This window comes from Glaciibacter kafniensis, from assembly GCF_039538945.1.
GTDB classification, from domain to species: Bacteria; Actinomycetota; Actinomycetes; order Actinomycetales; family Microbacteriaceae; genus Cryobacterium; species Cryobacterium kafniensis.
Genome location: NZ_BAABCN010000001.1, coordinates 31,796 through 50,021, shown reverse-complemented (window position 1 = coordinate 50,021; position 18,226 = coordinate 31,796). Strand labels below are relative to the sequence as shown.

Sequence of the window (18,226 nt, the reverse complement as noted above, 5' to 3'; positions counted from 1 at the left end):
GAACTCCAACTCCCGCGGTACCAATCACCGCTCTGATTGAATTCTACCTGAAACGATCAGGTTCGATCAGATAGTCAGGGAGTCAGCAGCTCGAGCAGCGCCCGCCCGGCCAAGCGCGACGCGCCGAATGTCGCGATGTCGGCGTAGGCCAGATCGTCGGACGGCCAGCCCATGTCGACGACGAGCACCTCACGTTCCTCCGCCCGCAACGCATCGATCACGTCGCGCACGAACGGATGCCGGTGGTTGTCTTTTCCGATCACCAGAACCGGAGCATGGGCGGCCAGCATGATCTCGTGCTGGTCGTCGGCTGTGCGTGAAACGACGGGGCGGGTTCTCCACGCTTCGGCGAGATCAGAATCCGGACTGGCGTCGAGCTCCGCGAATGGGCCCCACGGCGCTTGCCCGACTGCGATGTTCATCGCCGTCTCGAGGCGCACGACCGAGAAGGTGTCCGGCGTCTGGGCAATCCAGTTCTTCGCCAGGTCGTTCAGGCCGAACGACGCGGCAATCCGCTTCGTATCGAAACTCGGCTCCTCCATCGCGAGCGCATAGTCCGTAATCGGAATGCGATCGAAGTCGGCGCAGGTCTCTTCGGCCAGACGAATCACGCGCTCGGCGGCATCGGCCAGGCGTGAACGCGAGAGCGTGCCGGCTTCAACCGCGGCGATCACCGCAGCCTCGATCTCATCGAGCTGAGCGTCGGTGTTCTCCGTGCCGATGCAGAGCAGATCGCAGCCTGCCGCCAAAGCCGCGGCCGCGGCGGCGGGAATCCCGAGAATTCCGCTGGCCCCTGTCATGTCGATGGCGTCGCTGACGATGACGCCCTTGAACCCGAGTTCTGTGCGCAGCAGCCCATCGAGAATCACGCTCGAGAGGGTGGCGGGGTTCGCCGGGTCGACCTGTGGCAACAGAATGTGCGAGGTCATGATGGTCTTGGCGCCGGCGGCGATCGCCGCCCGAAACGGAACCAATTCGCGTTCGCGCAGGGTCTCGAGCGAGAGATCGACGATCGGCATGGCCAGGTGCGAATCGAGAGCGGTGTCGCCGTGTCCCGGAAAATGCTTCGGGCTGGCGGCGATACCGGTGGCCTGCAATCCGCGCACCCACGCCGCGGAGTGTGCTCCGACCTTGATCGGGTCGACACCGAAACTGCGCACCCCGATCACCGGGTTGTCTGAGTTCGAGTTGATGTCGACATCCGGAGCGAAGGTCAGAGTGCAGCCGGCCTTGCGCAACTCCCAGCCCACGAGGCGGCCCACCTCTTCGGTGTAGCTCACATCGTCGAGGCGACCGAGGATGGCGTTGCCAGGGTAGGGCGAGCCCAACCCCTGGTAGAGCCGGGTGACGTCGCCGCCCTCCTCGTCGATGGCGATCACCGCGAGCGGGTTCGCCGTGAGAATCGCCGTCGCCAGCCGGCGCAGCTGCTCGGATGACACGATGTTCTGCCCGAAGATACAGACCGCTCCGAGCCCGTTGCGCAGGCGACGTTCCAGCCAGTCGGGCAGCGTGGTGCCGACAAATCCGGGCATCAGGGTGGTGCTGACGATTCTGCGCAGAGAATCGTCGATGGGTACATGCTGCGTCAGGCTCATCCCTTGACCGCCCCACTGACCAGTCCGCTGGTCATACGCCCCTGAACGAAGAGGAAGAAGATTATCACCGGAACGGCGACCATGGTCGATGCGGCCATCACCTGGCCCCAGTCGGTCGCCCGACTGGCACTGGCCTGAATGAATCCGCGCAGCCAGAGCGGAAGCGTCTGATCTGAGTTGTTTTGCAGCAGCACGAGAGCCACAGTGAACTCGTTCCAGGCCTGCAGAAAAGCGTACACACCGGATGCGATCAGCCCCGGCGCGAGCAGCGGGAACGTGATGCGCATGAACGCCTGGGTGCGGCTCAGCCCGTCGATCATGGCCGCCTCTTCGAGGTCGGCCGGCACACCGGCGACAAAGCCGCGCAACATCCAGATCGTGAACGGAACGACCGCGGCGATGTAGATGATGCTCACGCCGACGATGGAGTTGAGCAGGTTGAGGCTGCCCATCATCTTGTACTGGGCGATGAAGAGGCCTTCGGCCGGCAGCATCTGAATCAGGAGCACGGCCAACACGAACGTCTTGCGTCCGCGAAAACGGAAACGGCTGATCGCGAGCGCTCCGAAGAACGCGAGGAGCAGGCAGAACGTCACGGTGATGAAGGCGATCGCCGTCGACATCCCCAGCGCCGGAAGAAAGGTTCCGCCCTCGAACACCGCGACGAAGTTGTCGAACGAGCCGCCAAACGGCAGCCAGGTCGGCGTGGTGTTCTGCAACACGACGTTCGGCAGTAGCGACGAGTTGAGCATCCAGTAGACCGGAAAGACCCAGATCAGCGAGACGACGACGCCGATCACACCGAGCGCGACCCTGCCGGGCTTGAAACGGCGGTTGCCGCTGCGTTCGGTGCCGGTGCGGGCCGTCGAACGCGCTTGAGCGGTCGGCGTTGGGTGCGGGGCCACGGCAACGGCGGGAATGGCGGGCGTGGGGTTCACGGTCGAGGTCATGACTCGTCCTCCTTGAGCATGCTGCGCACGTAGAACCAGCTGAGCGCGACGGTGAGCACGAGCACGAAGATCGACACGGCGCTGGCCATGGCGAAGTCACTCGATCCGACGCCGAGCTGGTAGATGTAGGTACCGAGCAGGTTGGTCTCTGATGCGATAGAGCCAGCATCCTGCAGCAGTCGGATCTGCGTGAACACGCGCAAGTCCCAGATGATCTGCAGCAGCAGGATGATGGCGAGCACGGGCTTGATGATCGGCACGATGATGTACCAGAGACGCTGGGTCGGCGTGGCGCCGTCCATCTGCGCGGCCTCCAGCACCTCGCCAGACACCTGGGTGAGCCCGGCGTAGATGGAGAAGGCGACGAACGGAACGCTCATCCAGACCACGATGATCATCGCGATGAAGAAGAAGGAGAGCGGATCGGCGAGCCAGTTGTGGTTCTGAAATTGGTCGAATCCCATCGACACCAGCACGTTGTTCAGAACACCGCGACGCCAATCGATGAGCCAGTTCCAGACGGTCATCGCCGCCACGACGGGCATGGCCCAGGCCAACAGCATCGAAATCTGGATGGTGATGCGAACGCCCGTGTTCACAGCCTTCATCAGCAGGGCCATCAGGGTGCCGACGATCATGGTGACCGCAGCGGTGACCAGGCAGAAGGCGATTGAGCGGGCGACGACCGTCCACATGTACGGGTCGGTGAAGAGAGTGATGTAGTTCTCGAACCAGACGAACTCCGGCGGCTGGCCGAATTGCTGGGCAAGCCCAAACTTTTGCATCGAGGTCACGAACTGCCAGATGAGCGGGTAGCCCAGTGCCAGGATCAGGATGCCAATGGCGGGCAGGATGAGCAGATACGGGGCGAGTGGCCGCTTTCTGCGTGGCTTGTCGGTACGGGTCGGTCCGACCTGCTCCAACACGAGGTTCGGCGTTGTCACGCTGAGCCTCCTTTCACTTTGTTCCGTTGGTCGAGGAGGCCGCCCGCGGCCGTCTCGAGACCTCGCGAGCCGACCTCCGAACGCAACTGCAGTTCAGAGATTGGCTCGCGAGGTCTCGAGACACGTGCTCGCAAGCTCGCGCGCTCCTCGACCAACGAAAGGGAACGAACCTTGTTACTTGCCGTTCAGCATCGGAGTGAGCTTCTCGTCGTACTCCGTGGCGAGGGCCTTGAGGTCGGTCGAGTCCTTGATCTTGCTGAAGAACTCTTCCATGACGAGCGAACCCTCAACGGTGGCCCAGCCCGGAGCGGCGGGGGTCAGCTTCGAGTTCGAGGCGGACTCAATGAGTGCCTTCGCGAACTGGTCGTCACCGAGCGACGCGGTGTAGTCGCTGTTTGCCGGGCCGAGGCCGTTCTTGCCGAGCATGTTCTGGTAGTCCTCGGAGAAGATGATCTTCATGAGGGTCTTGGCCAGTTCAGGGTTCTTGCTCTTGGCCGAGATACCGATGTTCGAGCCGCCGGCGAAGACCGGTGCCGGCTTGCCGTCGTTGCCGGGGAGAGCGAAGATGGCGTTCTTGGTGTCGTCCCAGGTGCGGGTCGCCTTGCCCTCAGCGTCGGTGCCGAGGGTTCCGATCGACCAGTGCGCCCAGGTCGGAGCCATGATCGTTGCCGCTGACAGCGAGGTGCTCGATGTGACGTTGCCATCGGCATCCTTGATCTCATCACTGTCGTTCAGGTAGATGTACTGGTTGCTGTCTTTGGCGTCGTTTGGCGCGTTGGACGCGGTCTTGTACAGCTGCTGCAGCTGAGCGAGGCCCTTCTGGGTGTTGGCCGACGCGAGTGTCGAGGTCCAGGTGCCGTCCTTGACCGTGGCGAGCTCTCCACCGTTGGCGAAGATCCAGGAAATGCCGTTGCGCCAGTCCTGGCCGCCGAGGTAGAAGCCGGAGAAGCCCGGGATGTTCAGCGGGTTGGCCGCGGTGACCGCTGCGACGCCGGCGTTGAACTCGTCGAGTGTCGTGGGCTGTGCCACGCCGGCCGCCTCCCAGACATCCGAGCGGGTGAACACGGCACGCGAGCCGAAGTAGTACGGCAGCGTGTAGTTCTTGTCGCCCACCGTGCCGGCGTCAACGAATGACTGCAGCAGCTTGTCGCCGCCGAGCTCGTCGTACATGTCGGAGATGTCGAGGAACGCACCGACGTTGGTGAAGGTCGGCGACTGGGTGTTGCCCATCTCCGTCACATCGGGGGTGTTGTTGGCGTCGGGAAGCGACGTCGTCAGCTTGGTGACGAGGTCTCCCCAGTCCTGCTGCTGAATGCTCAGCGTTGCGCCGGTCTCCTTGTTGAACTCAGTCTTCAAGTAGTCGCGCAATTCGTCGGGGGTGTCCCCACCGGCGAGCCACAGGGTGATCGTCTTTCCCGCGCCGTCGGTGCTGGCGCCATCGCCACCGGATTCAGAGGCGTTGGAGGAGCAGCCTGCAAGCACGAGTGCGGATGCTGTCGCCAGAGCGGCGAGAGATACGAGCTTTCTCTTCATGAGAAGTTCCTTTCTTGGATTGCCAATGTGTGCGGGTGCCACATCGATTGGTGCAGGGGTGAACGCTGTGATTACGAAACCCCGAGTCGTCCGGACAGGACCATGGCGGCCGCGCCGCGCAGAACGATGTCCTGCCCTTGCGTGGTCATCCGGAGGGTGAGATCGCCAGTGATATCAGCCATCGTTCTCTTCCGGAGCGTCTCGACGGTGGCCAGAGAGAGCGGCCCATCGAGAAGATGAGTCGGGCCGCTCAAGACAATCTCCCAGAGATTGAGCGCTCCGACGACGGGAGCAAGAACGATGCCGAGGCGTCGCCCTGCTTCCGCAAGAATATGGTGGGTCGCCTGTTCGGCGGCGGCCGGGGTGGCGGCATCCGCCGTGGCCGCGGCGATCGCGGCGGTCAGGCTCGGGGCGGAGAGCCACGCTTCGAGGCATCCGTTCTTTCCGCAGGCGCAGAGCGGGCCCGCGTCGGTTCCAACGACGACATGACCGATCTCGCCGGCTGCGAAGCCTTCGCCGAAGACGGCGCGTCCGCCGATCAGGAGTCCCGCGCCAACGCCATGGTCGACCTTGACCAGGAGCAGGTCGTGGTCGGCACCGCCGAAGCTGTGCTCGGCCAGGGCAGCGGCGTTCGCGTCGTTGCACACGAGCACGGCCAGGCCGGTCGCATCCTGGAGACGCTGCTGCAGGGGCAGGTCGCGCCAGCCGAGGTTGGGGGCGTTGCGCACGACGCCGGCGCGGTCGACGATGCCGGGCGAACCGATGCCGACGCCCAGGATCGGAGCCGTGGTCTGCGCGATCACACGGGAGAGTAGCTCGGCGACCTTGTCGAAGGCTTCTTCGCCCCGCGCGCCGACCAGCTCGAGTTCCGCACTGTCCAGTACATCGCCGTCGAGGCTGAGTACCGCCCCACGCAAGAGAGCGTGTCCGGAGAGGTCGAGCGACACAATTTGAAAGGCGCTGCGATCGATGTCGACGAGCGTCGCCGGCTTACCGGGGCGCGACTCTTCGCGTTGGCCCAGTTCGATGACGAGGCTCTCCCCCATCAGCTCACTGATCAGGTCGGAGATCGTCACACGGGTGAGGCCGGTCTCACGGGCGAGATCGGCGCGACTCTGCGAACCTGAGCGATACAACGTCTGCAGCACGAGCGAACGGTTGTGTCCGCGGGCATGCTCTGGCAGCACCTTCGCGGTCGTGCGAAGGGCGCGGTCATCATCGATCCGCTGAGCACCCATTGCTGTCATGTTTGTTAGTAAATCTTACGAACTAATTCTCCGCAAGCGATTAGGCCGACTTTTTTAGGTTTCTTTACCAATTTGTGATGCGGCCACGTCGCCGGCGCTTCTGAACCAACGAAATGGCAGCCGCGCGGGTTGGGCGCCGACACGCGCGTCGGCCCCCGCGCGCGCAGCGGCGCTCGACCCGCGCCGCGGTCTCGGCCGATCATGACGCCACGCGCCGCACGGAGCGTGATGGCGGCTCGGCGATTTCCGTCGAGCCCGACCGCGCCCACCCGGCGTCTACGTTCGCGAGTTGTCACAGATGGCCCCTTGAAGCGAGCCGATGGGGCCATCTGTGGCAACTCGCGTGCCGACATCCGTGGAGAGGGCCACCTGGCTCGGTTTCGAGCATCAGGCTCACCGCGCGGGTCGGATGCCGCCGGATGCCGCCGCGCGGGTTGGATGCCGCAGCGCGCGTCGGCCCCCACGCGCGCCGCGGCGCCCGACTCGCGCCGCGCCGTTTCAGCCGATCACGCCGCCACACGCCATGCCGCTTCAGCCGATCACGCCGCCACACCGCACTGTCTCAGCCGATCGCGACACCCCGCGCCGCAGCCGCCGAGGCGACGCGCGTGGCTGCGGCCGCGGCATCCCGGCGCCCGCCGATCGCACGTAAGGCGTTCAGAATGGTCGCCAGATCCACCAGTTCCTGCAGCAGCGCTCCGACCGTCGCCGGAATGAGGCCGAACGCCGCCACGATCATCAATCCGATGCTGAGCGCGATGCCGAGCCAGATGCTCTGCAGCGCAATCCGCACCGTGTCCTGACCGATCATGACGGCGCGGGCGGTGCGTGAGATGTCGTCGACCAGAATGACGACGTCGGCTGATTCGCTCGCCGCAGTCGACCCTTTCGCGCCCATTGCGATACCGACATCGGCGACGGCGAGCACCGGGGCGTCGTTGACCCCGTCGCCGACCATGATCACCGGGCGGGCCTCGAGCGCACGCACCGCGTTGACCTTGTCTTCCGGAAGACAGTCGGCCTGCACTCGAGTGATGCCGAGCTGCGTGCCCACATGGTCTGCCGTCGCCTGGGCGTCACCGGTCAGAATGAGCGTCTCGCGCACGCCGAGCGAGCGAAGCGCCTCGACCGTTTCCCGGGCGTTGCCGCGCACTGCGTCGCTTGCCAGAAGGCTGCCGGCGAAGTGGCCGTCGATGGCGACGTAGATCGCCAGCTCCCCGCCGCTGAGCGGGGCGGCCCGCGTGCCCTCAGCATGGGATTCGATGAAGCGCAGCTTGCCGACCGCCACTTCGCGCGTGCCGAATCGGGCGACGACCCCGAACGTGGCGACTTCGCTTGCGGTGTCGGCCACCTCCGACTCGAGTCCCGCCGCCTCGGCTGCGGCGATGACCGATGCCGCGAGCACGTGCGAGCTGTACTGCTCCGCCGATGCGGCCAGACCGAGTACTTCGGCTTCGGTGAAAGGCGGCTCGGCGAGCACCCGTGAGATCGTCGGCCGGCCTTCGGTGAGCGTTCCGGTCTTGTCGAACACGACGGTGCGGGCCCGCGCGAGGGTCTCGACGACTCCCCCGCCCTTGACGATGATTCCGTTGCGGGCAGCCCGGCTCATTCCGCCGAGGAACGCGACGGGTGCCGCAATCAGCAGGGGGCACGGAGTGGCCAAGACCAGCACCTCGGCGAACCTCACCGGGTCGCCGGAGACCGCCCACGCGGTGCCCGCGAGTAGCAACGAGACGATGGTGAACGGAACTGCATAGCGATCCGCGAGGCGCACCACAGGTGCTTTACTCGCCGAGGCCTCCTCGACGAGCGCAACGATGCGCTGATACTGGCTGTTCACCGCAGTGGCCGTCGCCCGAATCCTGATTGCAGTCGAACCGTTGATCGAACCGCTCAGCACGGCCTGACCGCTGTGACGCTCGACCGGGATGCTCTCGCCGGTCAGAGACGATTCGTCGAACGACGCGTTGGCCGAGACGAGATCTCCGTCGACCGGCACGATCTCCGACGGACGCACGAGGAGAAGGTCACCGGTCTCGACAGCGCCGGCCGGGATGTCTTCCGGTTGCGACGCATCCGTCTGCAGCCGGTGCGCGATCTGCGGGGCGCGCTTGAGCAGGGCGTTCAGTTCTCTCGTGGCCCGGTTCGCGGCGTAGTCCTCCAGCGCCTCCCCGCCGGTGAGCATGAGCACGATCAGGATGCTGGCCACGTACTCGCCGACCAGCACCGTCGCGACGATGGCCGTGATGGCCAGGATGTCGATGCCCCAGTTTCCGCGGCGCAGGTTTTTGATCATGCCGACGAGCTGGATCGCGGCGATCACAAGCGCGAATCCGCTGAATAGCCACTGCACCCACGATGTCGCCCCGAGCATCCAGAGCAGCAGGCCGACCAGCCCCACGACGAGTGTCGCTGTCACGAATGGGTACCGGCGCAGAAGTGCAGGAATGGAGGCCATACTCACATTCTTCTCGTGCCGTGCGCGTAACGCGAGCAAGGACAGGCTCGCCTCCCGCCCATTCGACGGAGATTCTGGTCGAATCAGGTCCCCGAGCGAGCAGAACGGCCTGTGGAGCAAAAATCTCCGTCGAATGGGGAGAAATACGACCACATGGGGGCCGGGCGGATGCTCCGCCCGGCCCCCAGAGATGCGTTACAGCGCGGCGAGGGCCGCGGAGAACGTGGTCGACGGACGCATGACCGCGTCAGTCTTCGCCTCATCGACCTTGTAGTAGCCGCCGATCTCGACGGGCGATCCCTGCACGGCGATCAATTCGTCGACGATCTTCTGCTCGTTCTCGCGCAGTGTCACGGCCAGGGGGCCGAACGCGGCGGCGAGCTCAGCGTCATCCGTCTGCTTCGCCAGCTCCTCGGCCCAGTAGCGAGTGAGGAAGTAGTGCGAACCGCGGTTGTCGATCGTGCCGAGGGCACGGCCGGGCGACTTGTTCTCCAGCAGGAACGTGCCGGTGGCGCGGTCGAGGGTCGCCCCGAGCACACGGGCCTTGGGGTTGTTGTTCGCGTCGGCGAAGTGCTCGAAGCTGGCGGCCAGAGCGAGGAACTCGCCGAGGCTGTCCCAGCGGAGGTAGTTCTCCTCCACCAGCTGCTGCACGTGCTTCGGGGCGGAGCCGCCTGCGCCGGTCTCGAACAGGCCACCACCGTTGAGCAGCGGCACGATCGACAGCATCTTGGCGCTGGTGCCGAGCTCGAGGATCGGGAACAGGTCGGTGTTGTAGTCGCGCAGCACGTTGCCGGTCACCGAGATGGTGTCCTCGCCGCGGCGGATCCGCTCGACCGACAGTGTGGTGGCCTCTGCGGGTGCGAGCACCCGAATGTCGAGGCCGGTGGTGTCGTACTCGGGCAGGTACGCGTTGACCTTCGCGATGAGGTTCGCGTCGTGCGCGCGGTGCTCGTCGAGCCAGAACACGGTCGGGGTTCCGGTCGCACGGGCGCGGTTGACGGCGAGCTTCACCCAGTCGCGGATGGCGACGTCCTTGGTCTGGCAGGCACGCCAGATGTCGCCGGCCTGCACCTCGTGTTCGATGAGAGCTTCGCCCTCCGCGTTGACGACGCGCACGGTGCCCGCTTCGGCGATCTCGAACGTCTTGTCGTGCGAGCCGTACTCCTCAGCCTTCTGGGCCATGAGGCCGACGTTCGGAACGGATCCCATCGTGGTCGGGTCGTAGGCTCCGTTGGCCCGGCAATCGTCGATCACGGCCTGGTAGATGCCGGCGTAGCTCGAGTCAGGGATGACCGCGATGGTGTCGTGCTCTGCACCGTCGGCGCCCCACATGTGGCCAGAGCTGCGGATCATGGCCGGCATCGAGGCGTCGACGATCACGTCGCTCGGCACGTGCAGGTTGGTGATGCCCTTGTCGGAGTTCACCATCGCGAGGCGCGGGCCGTCCTTCAGACCCTGCTCGAATGCGGCGCGAATCTCGGCACCGTTCTCCAGCGCGCCGAGACCGTCGAGGATGCCGCCGAGTCCGTTGTTGGGGCTGAGGCCGGCGGCGTCGAGGTCGGCACCGAACTTCTCGAACACGGCCGGGAAGAATGCGCGCACCACGTGCCCGAAGATGATCGGGTCTGAGATCTTCATCATCGTTGCCTTGAGGTGTACAGAGAACAGCACATCCTCCGCCTTCGCACGCGCGATCGCCTGGGCGAGAAACTCGTGCAGCTTCGCGACGTTGAGGAAGGTCGCGTCGACGATCTCGCCCGGCAGCACCTTCACGCCGGGGTGCAGCGTGGTGATCTCTCCGGCCGCGTTCACATGCTCGATGCGCAGAACGTCGGCGGCGTCGATGACCACCGACTTCTCGTTCGAGAAGAAGTCATCGTGGCCCATGGTGGCGACGTTGGTCTTGGAGTCGGCGGTCCAGGCGCCCATGCGGTGCGGGTACTTGCGTGCGTATTCCTTGACCGAGTGGGGCGCGCGGCGGTCAGAGTTGCCTTCGCGGAGCACCGGGTTCACCGCAGAGCCCTTGAGCTTGTCGTAGCGGGCGCGGACATCCTTTTCGGCGTCGGTCTGCGGGTCGTCGGGGTGGTCGGGCAGATCGTAGCCCTTGGCCTGGAGCTCAGCGATGGCGGCCTTCAGCTGCGGGAGCGATGCCGACACGTTCGGCAGCTTGATGATGTTCGCCTCGGGCGTGGTGGCAAGTGCCCCCAGCTCAGCGAGCGCGTCGCCGATGCGCTGCTCGTCGTTCAGGTTTTCGGGGAACGCCGCGATGATGCGGCCGGCGAGGGAGATGTCCCGCGTCTCGATCTCGACATCCGCAGCGCCCGCGAACGCGCTGATGACGGGAAAGAACGAGTGAGTTGCCAGCATCGGCGCCTCGTCGGTGTAGGTGTAGATGATTTTTGTCATCGTGCGGTGGCTCCTTGGCGTCGCGTGCTTCGAACTTGTCTTGATATCAAGATACAGGGAGTGGCTGGAAGGGGTGACGGAACCGGACGTCGGCGGTACGGTGCTGGTCGGCTGTCCGGCGCCAAGCTAGCCGGAGGATGTCTGATTAACTGCGGCATCGAGACATTTCTCTCAGCCGGTTGCCAGGGTCAGTCGGAAAGCCGACTACACAGCCGGGCGGGTGCGCGTTAGCCTGTTCTCATGACTGAGCTGAGACTGGAAGAACTTTCCGCACGCAACATCGTTGCGGCCAACAGCCTGAGCCTGAAGCCCGGCCAGGAACAATTTATTGCCCCGGTCTCGTACTCGGTCGCAGCATCCACTATCAATCCAGCGACGGCCTGGCAACGCGTGGTGCTGCAGGGCGACAAGGTTGTCGGTTTCATTCACGGCAACTTCGACCCCGACGGCCCAGAAGAAGAGTTCCGTGCTTGCATTTGGCGCATCAACGTCGACGCTGACGCGCAGGGCAAGGGTGTCGGCAAGTTTGCGGCGCACGCCCTCGCCGAAGAAGCCCGCAAACGTGGTTTCGATCGCATCACCGCGATCTGGGAGGCCGGCGATGACGGGCCTGAGGCATTCTTCCACCGCATCGGCTTCATTGACGTCGGCCAGACCCAGTACGGCGAGACGATCGGCGCCCTCGAGCTCTAGTTCGGCAGGCACAGTGTGATGACTCTCACCCCCGAGAGCTCGTTTGTTGACGGCGTGCTCGAACTCGTCCGGGATATCCCGCCCGGACGAGTGATGACTTACGGCGGTGTTGCGGCGGTGTTCGGCTCGCGCGGCGCCCGCCTCGTCGGCCAAATCATGGCGCGGTACGGCGCGGATGTCCCGTGGTGGCGGGTGATCAGGGCCGGCGGGCATCCGCCCATCGGTCACGAAGCGCGTGCGCTGACTCACTACCGTGACGAGGGCACTCCGCTGACCGTCTCGAGCGGGCCGGCCGGCTACCGCATCGATTTCGTCGTGGCCAGATGGAGTCCCGGCCAGGATCGGTCGGATGCTGCTACTCCGGCTGCGGCAGCCGAGTAGCGCCGAAAATCGAAAGGACACATCGGTCTGGTTGGTCGCACAGCGACATCGTCGTGACAGGTGTGAGCGAAGACCAGATTCAGCCCCCTAGGCTGGGTGACACTTCACCGCACGCCGTCTGCGATGCGCAGCCGGAACGGTGACAATCGAGGAGGATCCCATGGCATTCGGACGCCGCAACCGCCCCAGCCTGATTCAGACCGCAGCACGCACCGCTGTCATCACCGGCACCGCCTCGGCCGTGACCGGCCGCGCCGCGCGCAAGCAGGCGGCATTCGCCGCTTCTCAGCCGGTCGCCGCGCCCGTTGCCGCCGCGCCCGTTGCCGCCGCACCGGTCGCCGCACCGGTCGCCGCGCCGCTCGCCGCCCCCGTTGCCGCCGCACCGGTTGCCGCCGCACCGGTTGCCGCCGTCGCCTCCCCCGACGAGCTGATCGCTCGTCTCGAGCGTCTCGCCGCGCTCCACACCGCCGGAGCACTCACCGACGACGAGTTCGCTCTGCTCAAGTCGCAGGCAATCGGCTAGCACCCTGCCGGTACGGGCTCCCACCGCTAGAGCCGCTAGAGCCGCTAGAGCCGCTAGAGCCGCTAGAGCCGCTAGAGACTGACGAACCCCAGCACGACCAGCGCGATGCCGATCAAGATGAGCGTCATCCCGGTGATCAGTGCCAGGTTGGCCAGCAGCCAGACGCGCAGGCGCACCAACGTCGCCTTCACCTGTTCGCCGCCGAGTGCGTAGGCCAGCGGTGGAGCGGCAATCGTCACTGAGGCAATGACGGTGAAAACGCCGAGGGCGATCGCGGTTCCGGCCACGCCTGGTTCGGCCCGGCCGATCACCAGTCCGGCCGCGATGGTGATCACGAGGTTCTTCGGCCGCAAGAACGCATAGCTGAACCCGAGCACGACGCTTCGGGTCACGGTGAGCTTGTCGACAGCGCTGAGCCACCGGGGCAGCTCCGCGGCATCGTCGTCGGCCTGGCCGCGGGCGCGACGCCAGATCTGAATCACTCCGACGGCGACGAGGGCAGCGCCGACGATCACCGGAGTCAGTCCGAACGCGGTGTCGGGTCCCTCGCTGCCGCGGGCCGGCAGCAAGCTCGACAACAGGCTGAAGATGCTCACCGCGAGGCCGACCCCACCAATCCAGCCAAATGCGAAACCAGCCCCGGCACTCATCCCGCGCGGGGCCATCAGCATCAGGATGACCCCGAGCACGGGCATCGGACTGATCGCGATGCCGAGAGCCAGAGCAATCAGCTCGCCGAAGTCAGACCACATCACGAGCCCGCGGTCAGCGCGCTTCCTGTGCCGGTGCGACGACCTTCTTGATGATCAAGAGCATGGACGCCATGAACGGGCAGGCGATGAGTGCTCCGAGCAGACCGAGAAGCGTTCCACCGATCAACGCGCCAATCAAGACGAGTGAGGCGGGAATGTTGATGGCCTTACCGACGATCTTCGGCGTCAGCACGTATGCCTCAATTTGCATGTAGACGATCATGCCGATGAGCGCGAACAGCGCCGTCGTCGGCGAGGTGAACAGCGATACCGTCACGATGATGGCCGTGCTGATCACACTACCCACGAGCGGAATCAGGGTGATCGGCAGCGCCAAGGCCGCGAGAATAGGCGCGTAACGCACCCCCAATGCCGTCAACAACACAAACGTGAAGAGGGCGTTGATGACCGCGAGAATGAACATGCCGCTGAGGTACTTGCCGACGGATTCGAAGATCTGCTCCGCGAGTTCGGAGAACCCGGCGCGGCGCGACTTCGGCACCAGCGTGTAGAGCGCCTGCTTCATGCCCTCGAGCGAGGCCACGAAATACAGGGTGAGCACGACGACGAACACGACACCGACGGTTCCGCTCAGGATGTTCGCTCCGACGCGGAGCGCCCCGCCACTGACCGCGAGCCAGACGGCCGGGTCGGTCACTGCCGCCTGCAGCGAGTGAAGCAACGGCGTCAGCGCACCGCCGACGGCCTCGTTGAAGTCGATGAACCAGGCCTGGTCCTCGATCTGATCGAGTCCGCTCGGCAGCTGCGTGATCAGCGAGCTGGCCTGTTCGCTGATGATCGGCACGATAATCCACAGCAGCAACGCCACCAGCACGACGAAGCCGAGGGTCACAACCAAGACCGACTGGGTGCGCGACAGACGCCAGCTTTCGAGCTTACGCACCATCGGGTAGAGCCCCAGGCTGATGAACAGTGCGAGAAAGATCAGCGTGAGCGCGTGGCTGACCGAGCTGATCGCCGAGCCCAAGACGAGCGCAAGAAGCACGCCAAGGGTCGCCACGAACCCGAACCGGAACGGCCCGGCCTTGAGCAGGGCGAATGTCGCCGACGAGGCCAGCCACGGAGTGTGCGCCAGCGGCGCTGCAGCCGTCGCCGTGGCCGCGGTCGATTCCGCAGCAGTCGCCGCGGCTGCAGTCAATTGCGCAGCAGTCGGCGCCACAGACGGCGGGACGGGCGCCTCGGGAGTGTCTGCCGTCGAGAGTGAGGTTGTAGACATCGTTACTTCACCGGGGTGAAGTTCAGCGCCAAGTCGATGAGCAGACGGGTTCCGAAACCTGTCGCGCCCTTCGAACGCCAGACGTCGTCGGAATCGACCTGCATGGTTCCGGCAATGTCGAGGTGAGCCCACGGGATGTCCCCGACGAAGTCGGCGAGGAACAGTGCGGCCAGCGTTGCACCGGCGTACTTGCCGCCCATGTTCGACATGTCGGCGACGTCAGAGTTCAGCTGGTCGCGGTAGCGGCGCTCGAGGGGCAGCTGCCAGATCGATTCGTCTGTCGCGAGCGCGGAAGCGCTGGCCTGGTCGATCAGCGCCTGGTTGTTGCCGAGCACCGCGGCAGTGCGCTGACCGAGCGCCATCAGTGCCGCCCCAGTCAGCGTGGCGATGTCGACGATGGCGTCGGGCGACTCTTCGCTGGCGAGCACGAGTGCGTCAGAGAGCACGAGGCGACCCTCGGCATCCGTGTTCTTGACCTCGACCGTCGTACCGCCGCGCAGTGTGAGCACATCGCCCAGCTTCATCGCCGAGCCAGACGGCATGTTGTCTGTACACATCAGAAACGCGGTGACGCTGGTCGGGCAATCCAGGTCGCCCAGTGCCGTCATGGTGGCCAGAACGGCGCCGGCGCCGGCCATGTCCATCTTCATGGCGAGGTGCATGGGGTCAGACGGCTTGAGGCTGATTCCGCCCGAGTCGTACATGATTCCCTTGCCGACCAGGGTGAGTTGGGCGGGTGCCGCGGTCGCGTCGCTGTTTCGCGGCGTGTAGACGAGCTTGATCATGCGGGGCTCTTCGATGCTGCCGGCGTTGACGCCGAGCAGTCCGCCGAGACCCAGCTCAATGACCTGCTTCTTGTCGAAGACCTCAACGGCGAGCCCGTGCTCGGCGCCGAGGGTGAGCGCGACGTCACCGAGATCGGTGGCGGTGAGGTGCCCTGGCGGGGTGTTGGCCAGGTCGCGCGCCAGGTTTGCCGCGCGCGCGAGAATCTCACCGACGCGGATGCCCGTGGTCACGTCGTCGACCTGATCGGCGGCCACCACGATCTGAAGCGCCGACAACGCGACGTGCTTGCTCGCAGTCTTGAGCTCGGTGTAACGGTAGCGCGCGAGCAGCGCACCTTCGGTCACCAGACGGCCGATGGAGGCGGGTGCGAGGTCGAATTCTCCGCCAACGACCACGGCCAGGCTCTCGGCCCGACGTGCGGCCCGGGCGAACACCGCTGCGGCATCGCGCAGCGCAGCCTCAGACTGCTCGGCGGTGTCGCCGGCGCCAACGGCGACCAGCTCAGGGCCTGCGGCCTGCGGAATCACCAGCGACTGCCCGGCTTTTCCGTCGAAGCCGGCCCGCACAAGGGCATCGCGATCGATGCCGAGCTCGGCAGGAACGGTGCCGGTGGTCCCGATCAGAAATCCGATCGCGCCGGGAGCACTGTCGGGAGTGCCGCCGGCGTCGGTGACCGCGGTCACCGTGACGGACTGCGCCGCAGCCAACGACGGAGTCGCCGTGAAGGAGGCCGGAATGAGCTTGTAGTCGCTGGAAGGCATGTCAGTGTTCCTTAGGCTGCGTTGGTGCCGGAGGGCGTGGGAAAGGGGTGGTGGCCTGTCGCGTCGAGGTCGTCCTCATGGTCGGCCACTTCGAGTTCCTCTTCACTGGCCGGACGACCGGAGGAGAGCTCTGCGGGGAGATCCCCTGGTCGGTAGTTGGGCATCCGCCCGGCGGGAATGATCGCCAGGACCGCGATAGACGCCAGTGCGAGAAGAGAGATCTTGAGTGCGCGCAGTCGGGCTTCCTCGTTGAGCGCCACCGCCGCATCCACCTGCTCAGGGGTCGCTGTCGTCGTGCTCAGCACATCCTTGAGGTGGTCGTTGGTGACGAAGTTGATGCTGTTGAGGTCGACTTGACTCTTCAGGTCATCGGTCAGGGTCGCATTTCCGGCGATCCCGGTCACGACCATCGAACTCAAGATGCCGACGGCGAACACGCTGGCGAGCGCAATTCCGATGCTGCCCGAGATGTTGTGCACGAGTCCGCGCCAGGCTCCGACGTCACCAGCCAGCGTCTTGGGTGCGGCCGAGAGCAGCGTGTTGAAGACGAGGGCAACGATCGCGCCCTGGCCGAGGCCAAGGGTGATCAGACCGACGATGACGAAGAACTGTTCCCACTCGTTGCGAATCGTGAAGGCCAGCAGAATGAGCCCCAGCGCGACGACGACGAAGCCGACGCGGGCGATCTGACGCGGCGGGAAGCGCTTGTACAGCGTTGCGACAACGGTGCTCGCGATGAAAATGGAGAGGGTGTAGGGAATGATCGCGAATGAGGTTTCGAGGCTCGAACGGCCCTGCACGATCTGAATGTAGAGCGGAATCAAGAAGTTCGCTGCGGTGCCGACGAACAGCATGGCGGCCATGCAGATCGTCGTGGCCTTCTCCGAGCCGGTGCGTAGCACGTCGAGGTCGAAGATCTGCGGCTTGCCCTGCGCCTTGCGACGTCGAAGCCAGCTGAAGAAGAACTGACCGCCGATGATGCCGAGCACGATCAGGATCGGAGCCGGAGAGATGCCGAGCACGTTGAACGGTGCCGCATCGGTGGCGAGCACGACGCCCCACGTGTTCAGGCCGCTGAAGCCGAAACTGAGCAGAATGACGGATGCCGCGGCGACGAGAGCGCCGACCCAGTCGATCTTCACGTCTTTCTGCGGGGCGACCGGCTTGAGCTTGAAGCTGAGCAGCAGGTTGATCACCGCAAGAACCACGATGAGCGCGAACGAGTAACGCCAACCGATGGTGGAGGCGAAGGTGCCGGCGATCAGCAGGGCGAGCACGCCGGCCGCGGGGATGGCCGCGGCCAGGTAGCCGATGGCCTTGGCCTGCTGCTGTCCGTGGAAGTTGGCGGCAATGAAGACGACCAGTGCGGGGGCGATCAGCGCGATGACCGCACCGGATGCCGCCTGGGCGATGAACAGCATGGCGGGGGTCGCGCTGAGTGCCACCGCGGCCATTGCCGCACCGTGAATGACCACTGCGATCTGAAAGACCCGGCGGGAGCCGAACTTGGCACCGACCTTGGCGCCCAGCAGAATGAAGGCGGCCATCGCGAAGGTACCCGCGGTGATGGCCGTTCCCACGCTGGTTGCCGGCGTGTTCAGGTCGGTGGTGATTCCCTGCATCGAGACGGTGAGCGCGTTGACCGCGAACGAGGCCTGGATCTGCGTCAGCACGACGACGATCAGCGGAAGCCAGGAGGCCTTCACCACGGTCTCGGTTTGACCGGCAATTTTGGACATCTGTCTACGCTCACATTCCCCTGAAGGTACGACTTGAATTCCCTCAGCGCGAGGTCAGTCCCATTATGGACGGCCAGGTGTACGCCGCCGGCGCTTTTCAGCCTCACACGCCGAGGAGTTTCGGCATGTCACCGCCCTCGGCACAACAAAGCACTGACACTCGACCCCCGTCTGTCGACACGGGAACGCGCTGAACTCCCATTCGACGGAGATTCACCCGA

At 65.2% G+C, this 18,226-nt stretch carries 14 protein-coding genes; 3 read left to right on the top strand and 11 right to left on the bottom strand.

What is annotated here, in order from left to right; all coding sequences use genetic code 11:
- Nucleotides 1–74: 74 nt before the first annotated feature.
- The 7 genes from ABD791_RS00200 to ABD791_RS00170 all read right to left on the bottom strand — a co-directional run bounded on the left by ABD791_RS00200 (nt 75) and on the right by ABD791_RS00170 (nt 11,133).
- Complete coding sequence (locus ABD791_RS00200; RefSeq protein WP_345061117.1) at nt 75–1,595, bottom strand: glycoside hydrolase family 3 protein; 1,521 nt, start codon at nt 1,593–1,595, stop codon at nt 75–77.
- The gene (locus tag ABD791_RS00195) at nt 1,592–2,545 is read right to left on the bottom strand and encodes a carbohydrate ABC transporter permease (RefSeq protein ID WP_345061115.1); all 954 of its coding nucleotides are present in this window, start codon (nt 2,543–2,545) and stop codon (nt 1,592–1,594) included. Before ABD791_RS00195 ends, ABD791_RS00200 begins: the two co-directional genes overlap by 4 nt.
- A complete protein-coding gene (locus ABD791_RS00190; protein ID WP_345061113.1) occupies nt 2,542–3,489 on the bottom strand; it encodes a carbohydrate ABC transporter permease in 948 nt (315 codons plus the stop codon). Before ABD791_RS00190 ends, ABD791_RS00195 begins: the two co-directional genes overlap by 4 nt.
- Nucleotides 3,490–3,663: 174 nt before the next feature.
- Complete coding sequence (locus ABD791_RS00185; protein ID WP_345061111.1) at nt 3,664–5,022, bottom strand: extracellular solute-binding protein; 1,359 nt, start codon at nt 5,020–5,022, stop codon at nt 3,664–3,666.
- A 71-nt stretch (nt 5,023–5,093) separates the two neighbouring features.
- Nucleotides 5,094–6,269 carry an ROK family transcriptional regulator gene (locus ABD791_RS00180; RefSeq protein WP_345061110.1) on the bottom strand — a complete coding sequence of 392 codons (1,176 nt, stop codon included), beginning with the start codon at nt 6,267–6,269 and terminating at the stop codon, nt 5,094–5,096.
- A gap of 562 nt (nt 6,270–6,831) precedes the next feature.
- The gene (locus tag ABD791_RS00175) at nt 6,832–8,727 is read right to left on the bottom strand and encodes a heavy metal translocating P-type ATPase (protein ID WP_345061108.1); all 1,896 of its coding nucleotides are present in this window, start codon (nt 8,725–8,727) and stop codon (nt 6,832–6,834) included.
- Between the two features lie 195 nt (nt 8,728–8,922).
- Nucleotides 8,923–11,133, bottom strand: coding sequence for an NADP-dependent isocitrate dehydrogenase (locus tag ABD791_RS00170; RefSeq protein WP_345061107.1), 2,211 nt, complete (start codon nt 11,131–11,133; stop codon nt 8,923–8,925).
- Nucleotides 11,134–11,373: 240 nt separating this feature from the next.
- Here ABD791_RS00170 and ABD791_RS00165 point away from each other — a divergent pair, with 240 nt between their 5' ends.
- The 3 genes from ABD791_RS00165 (at nt 11,374) to ABD791_RS00155 (ending at nt 12,730) form a co-directional block, all read left to right on the top strand.
- Nucleotides 11,374–11,826, top strand: coding sequence for a GNAT family N-acetyltransferase (locus tag ABD791_RS00165; protein ID WP_345061105.1), 453 nt, complete (start codon nt 11,374–11,376; stop codon nt 11,824–11,826).
- Between the two features lie 18 nt (nt 11,827–11,844).
- Complete coding sequence (locus ABD791_RS00160; RefSeq protein WP_345061103.1) at nt 11,845–12,207, top strand: MGMT family protein; 363 nt, start codon at nt 11,845–11,847, stop codon at nt 12,205–12,207.
- 160 nt (nt 12,208–12,367) lie between these two features.
- Nucleotides 12,368–12,730 carry an SHOCT domain-containing protein gene (locus ABD791_RS00155; protein WP_345061102.1) on the top strand — a complete coding sequence of 121 codons (363 nt, stop codon included), beginning with the start codon at nt 12,368–12,370 and terminating at the stop codon, nt 12,728–12,730.
- A gap of 71 nt (nt 12,731–12,801) precedes the next feature.
- On the opposite strand, the gene ABD791_RS00150 is transcribed toward ABD791_RS00155, so the two are convergent.
- The 4 genes from ABD791_RS00150 to ABD791_RS00135 are packed head-to-tail and all read right to left on the bottom strand — an operon-like array spanning nt 12,802 to nt 18,005.
- The gene (locus tag ABD791_RS00150) at nt 12,802–13,482 is read right to left on the bottom strand and encodes a GAP family protein (RefSeq protein WP_345061210.1); all 681 of its coding nucleotides are present in this window, start codon (nt 13,480–13,482) and stop codon (nt 12,802–12,804) included.
- A 13-nt stretch (nt 13,483–13,495) separates the two neighbouring features.
- The gene (locus tag ABD791_RS00145; RefSeq protein ID WP_345061100.1) at nt 13,496–14,719 is read right to left on the bottom strand and encodes an AI-2E family transporter; all 1,224 of its coding nucleotides are present in this window, start codon (nt 14,717–14,719) and stop codon (nt 13,496–13,498) included.
- A gap of 2 nt (nt 14,720–14,721) precedes the next feature.
- Nucleotides 14,722–16,266, bottom strand: a complete 1,545-nt coding sequence (locus ABD791_RS00140) for a leucyl aminopeptidase (RefSeq protein WP_345061099.1) — start codon at nt 16,264–16,266, stop codon at nt 14,722–14,724.
- A gap of 11 nt (nt 16,267–16,277) precedes the next feature.
- Nucleotides 16,278–18,005 carry an MFS transporter gene (locus ABD791_RS00135; protein WP_345061097.1) on the bottom strand — a complete coding sequence of 576 codons (1,728 nt, stop codon included), beginning with the start codon at nt 18,003–18,005 and terminating at the stop codon, nt 16,278–16,280.
- Between the last annotated feature and the right edge of the window lie 221 nt (nt 18,006–18,226).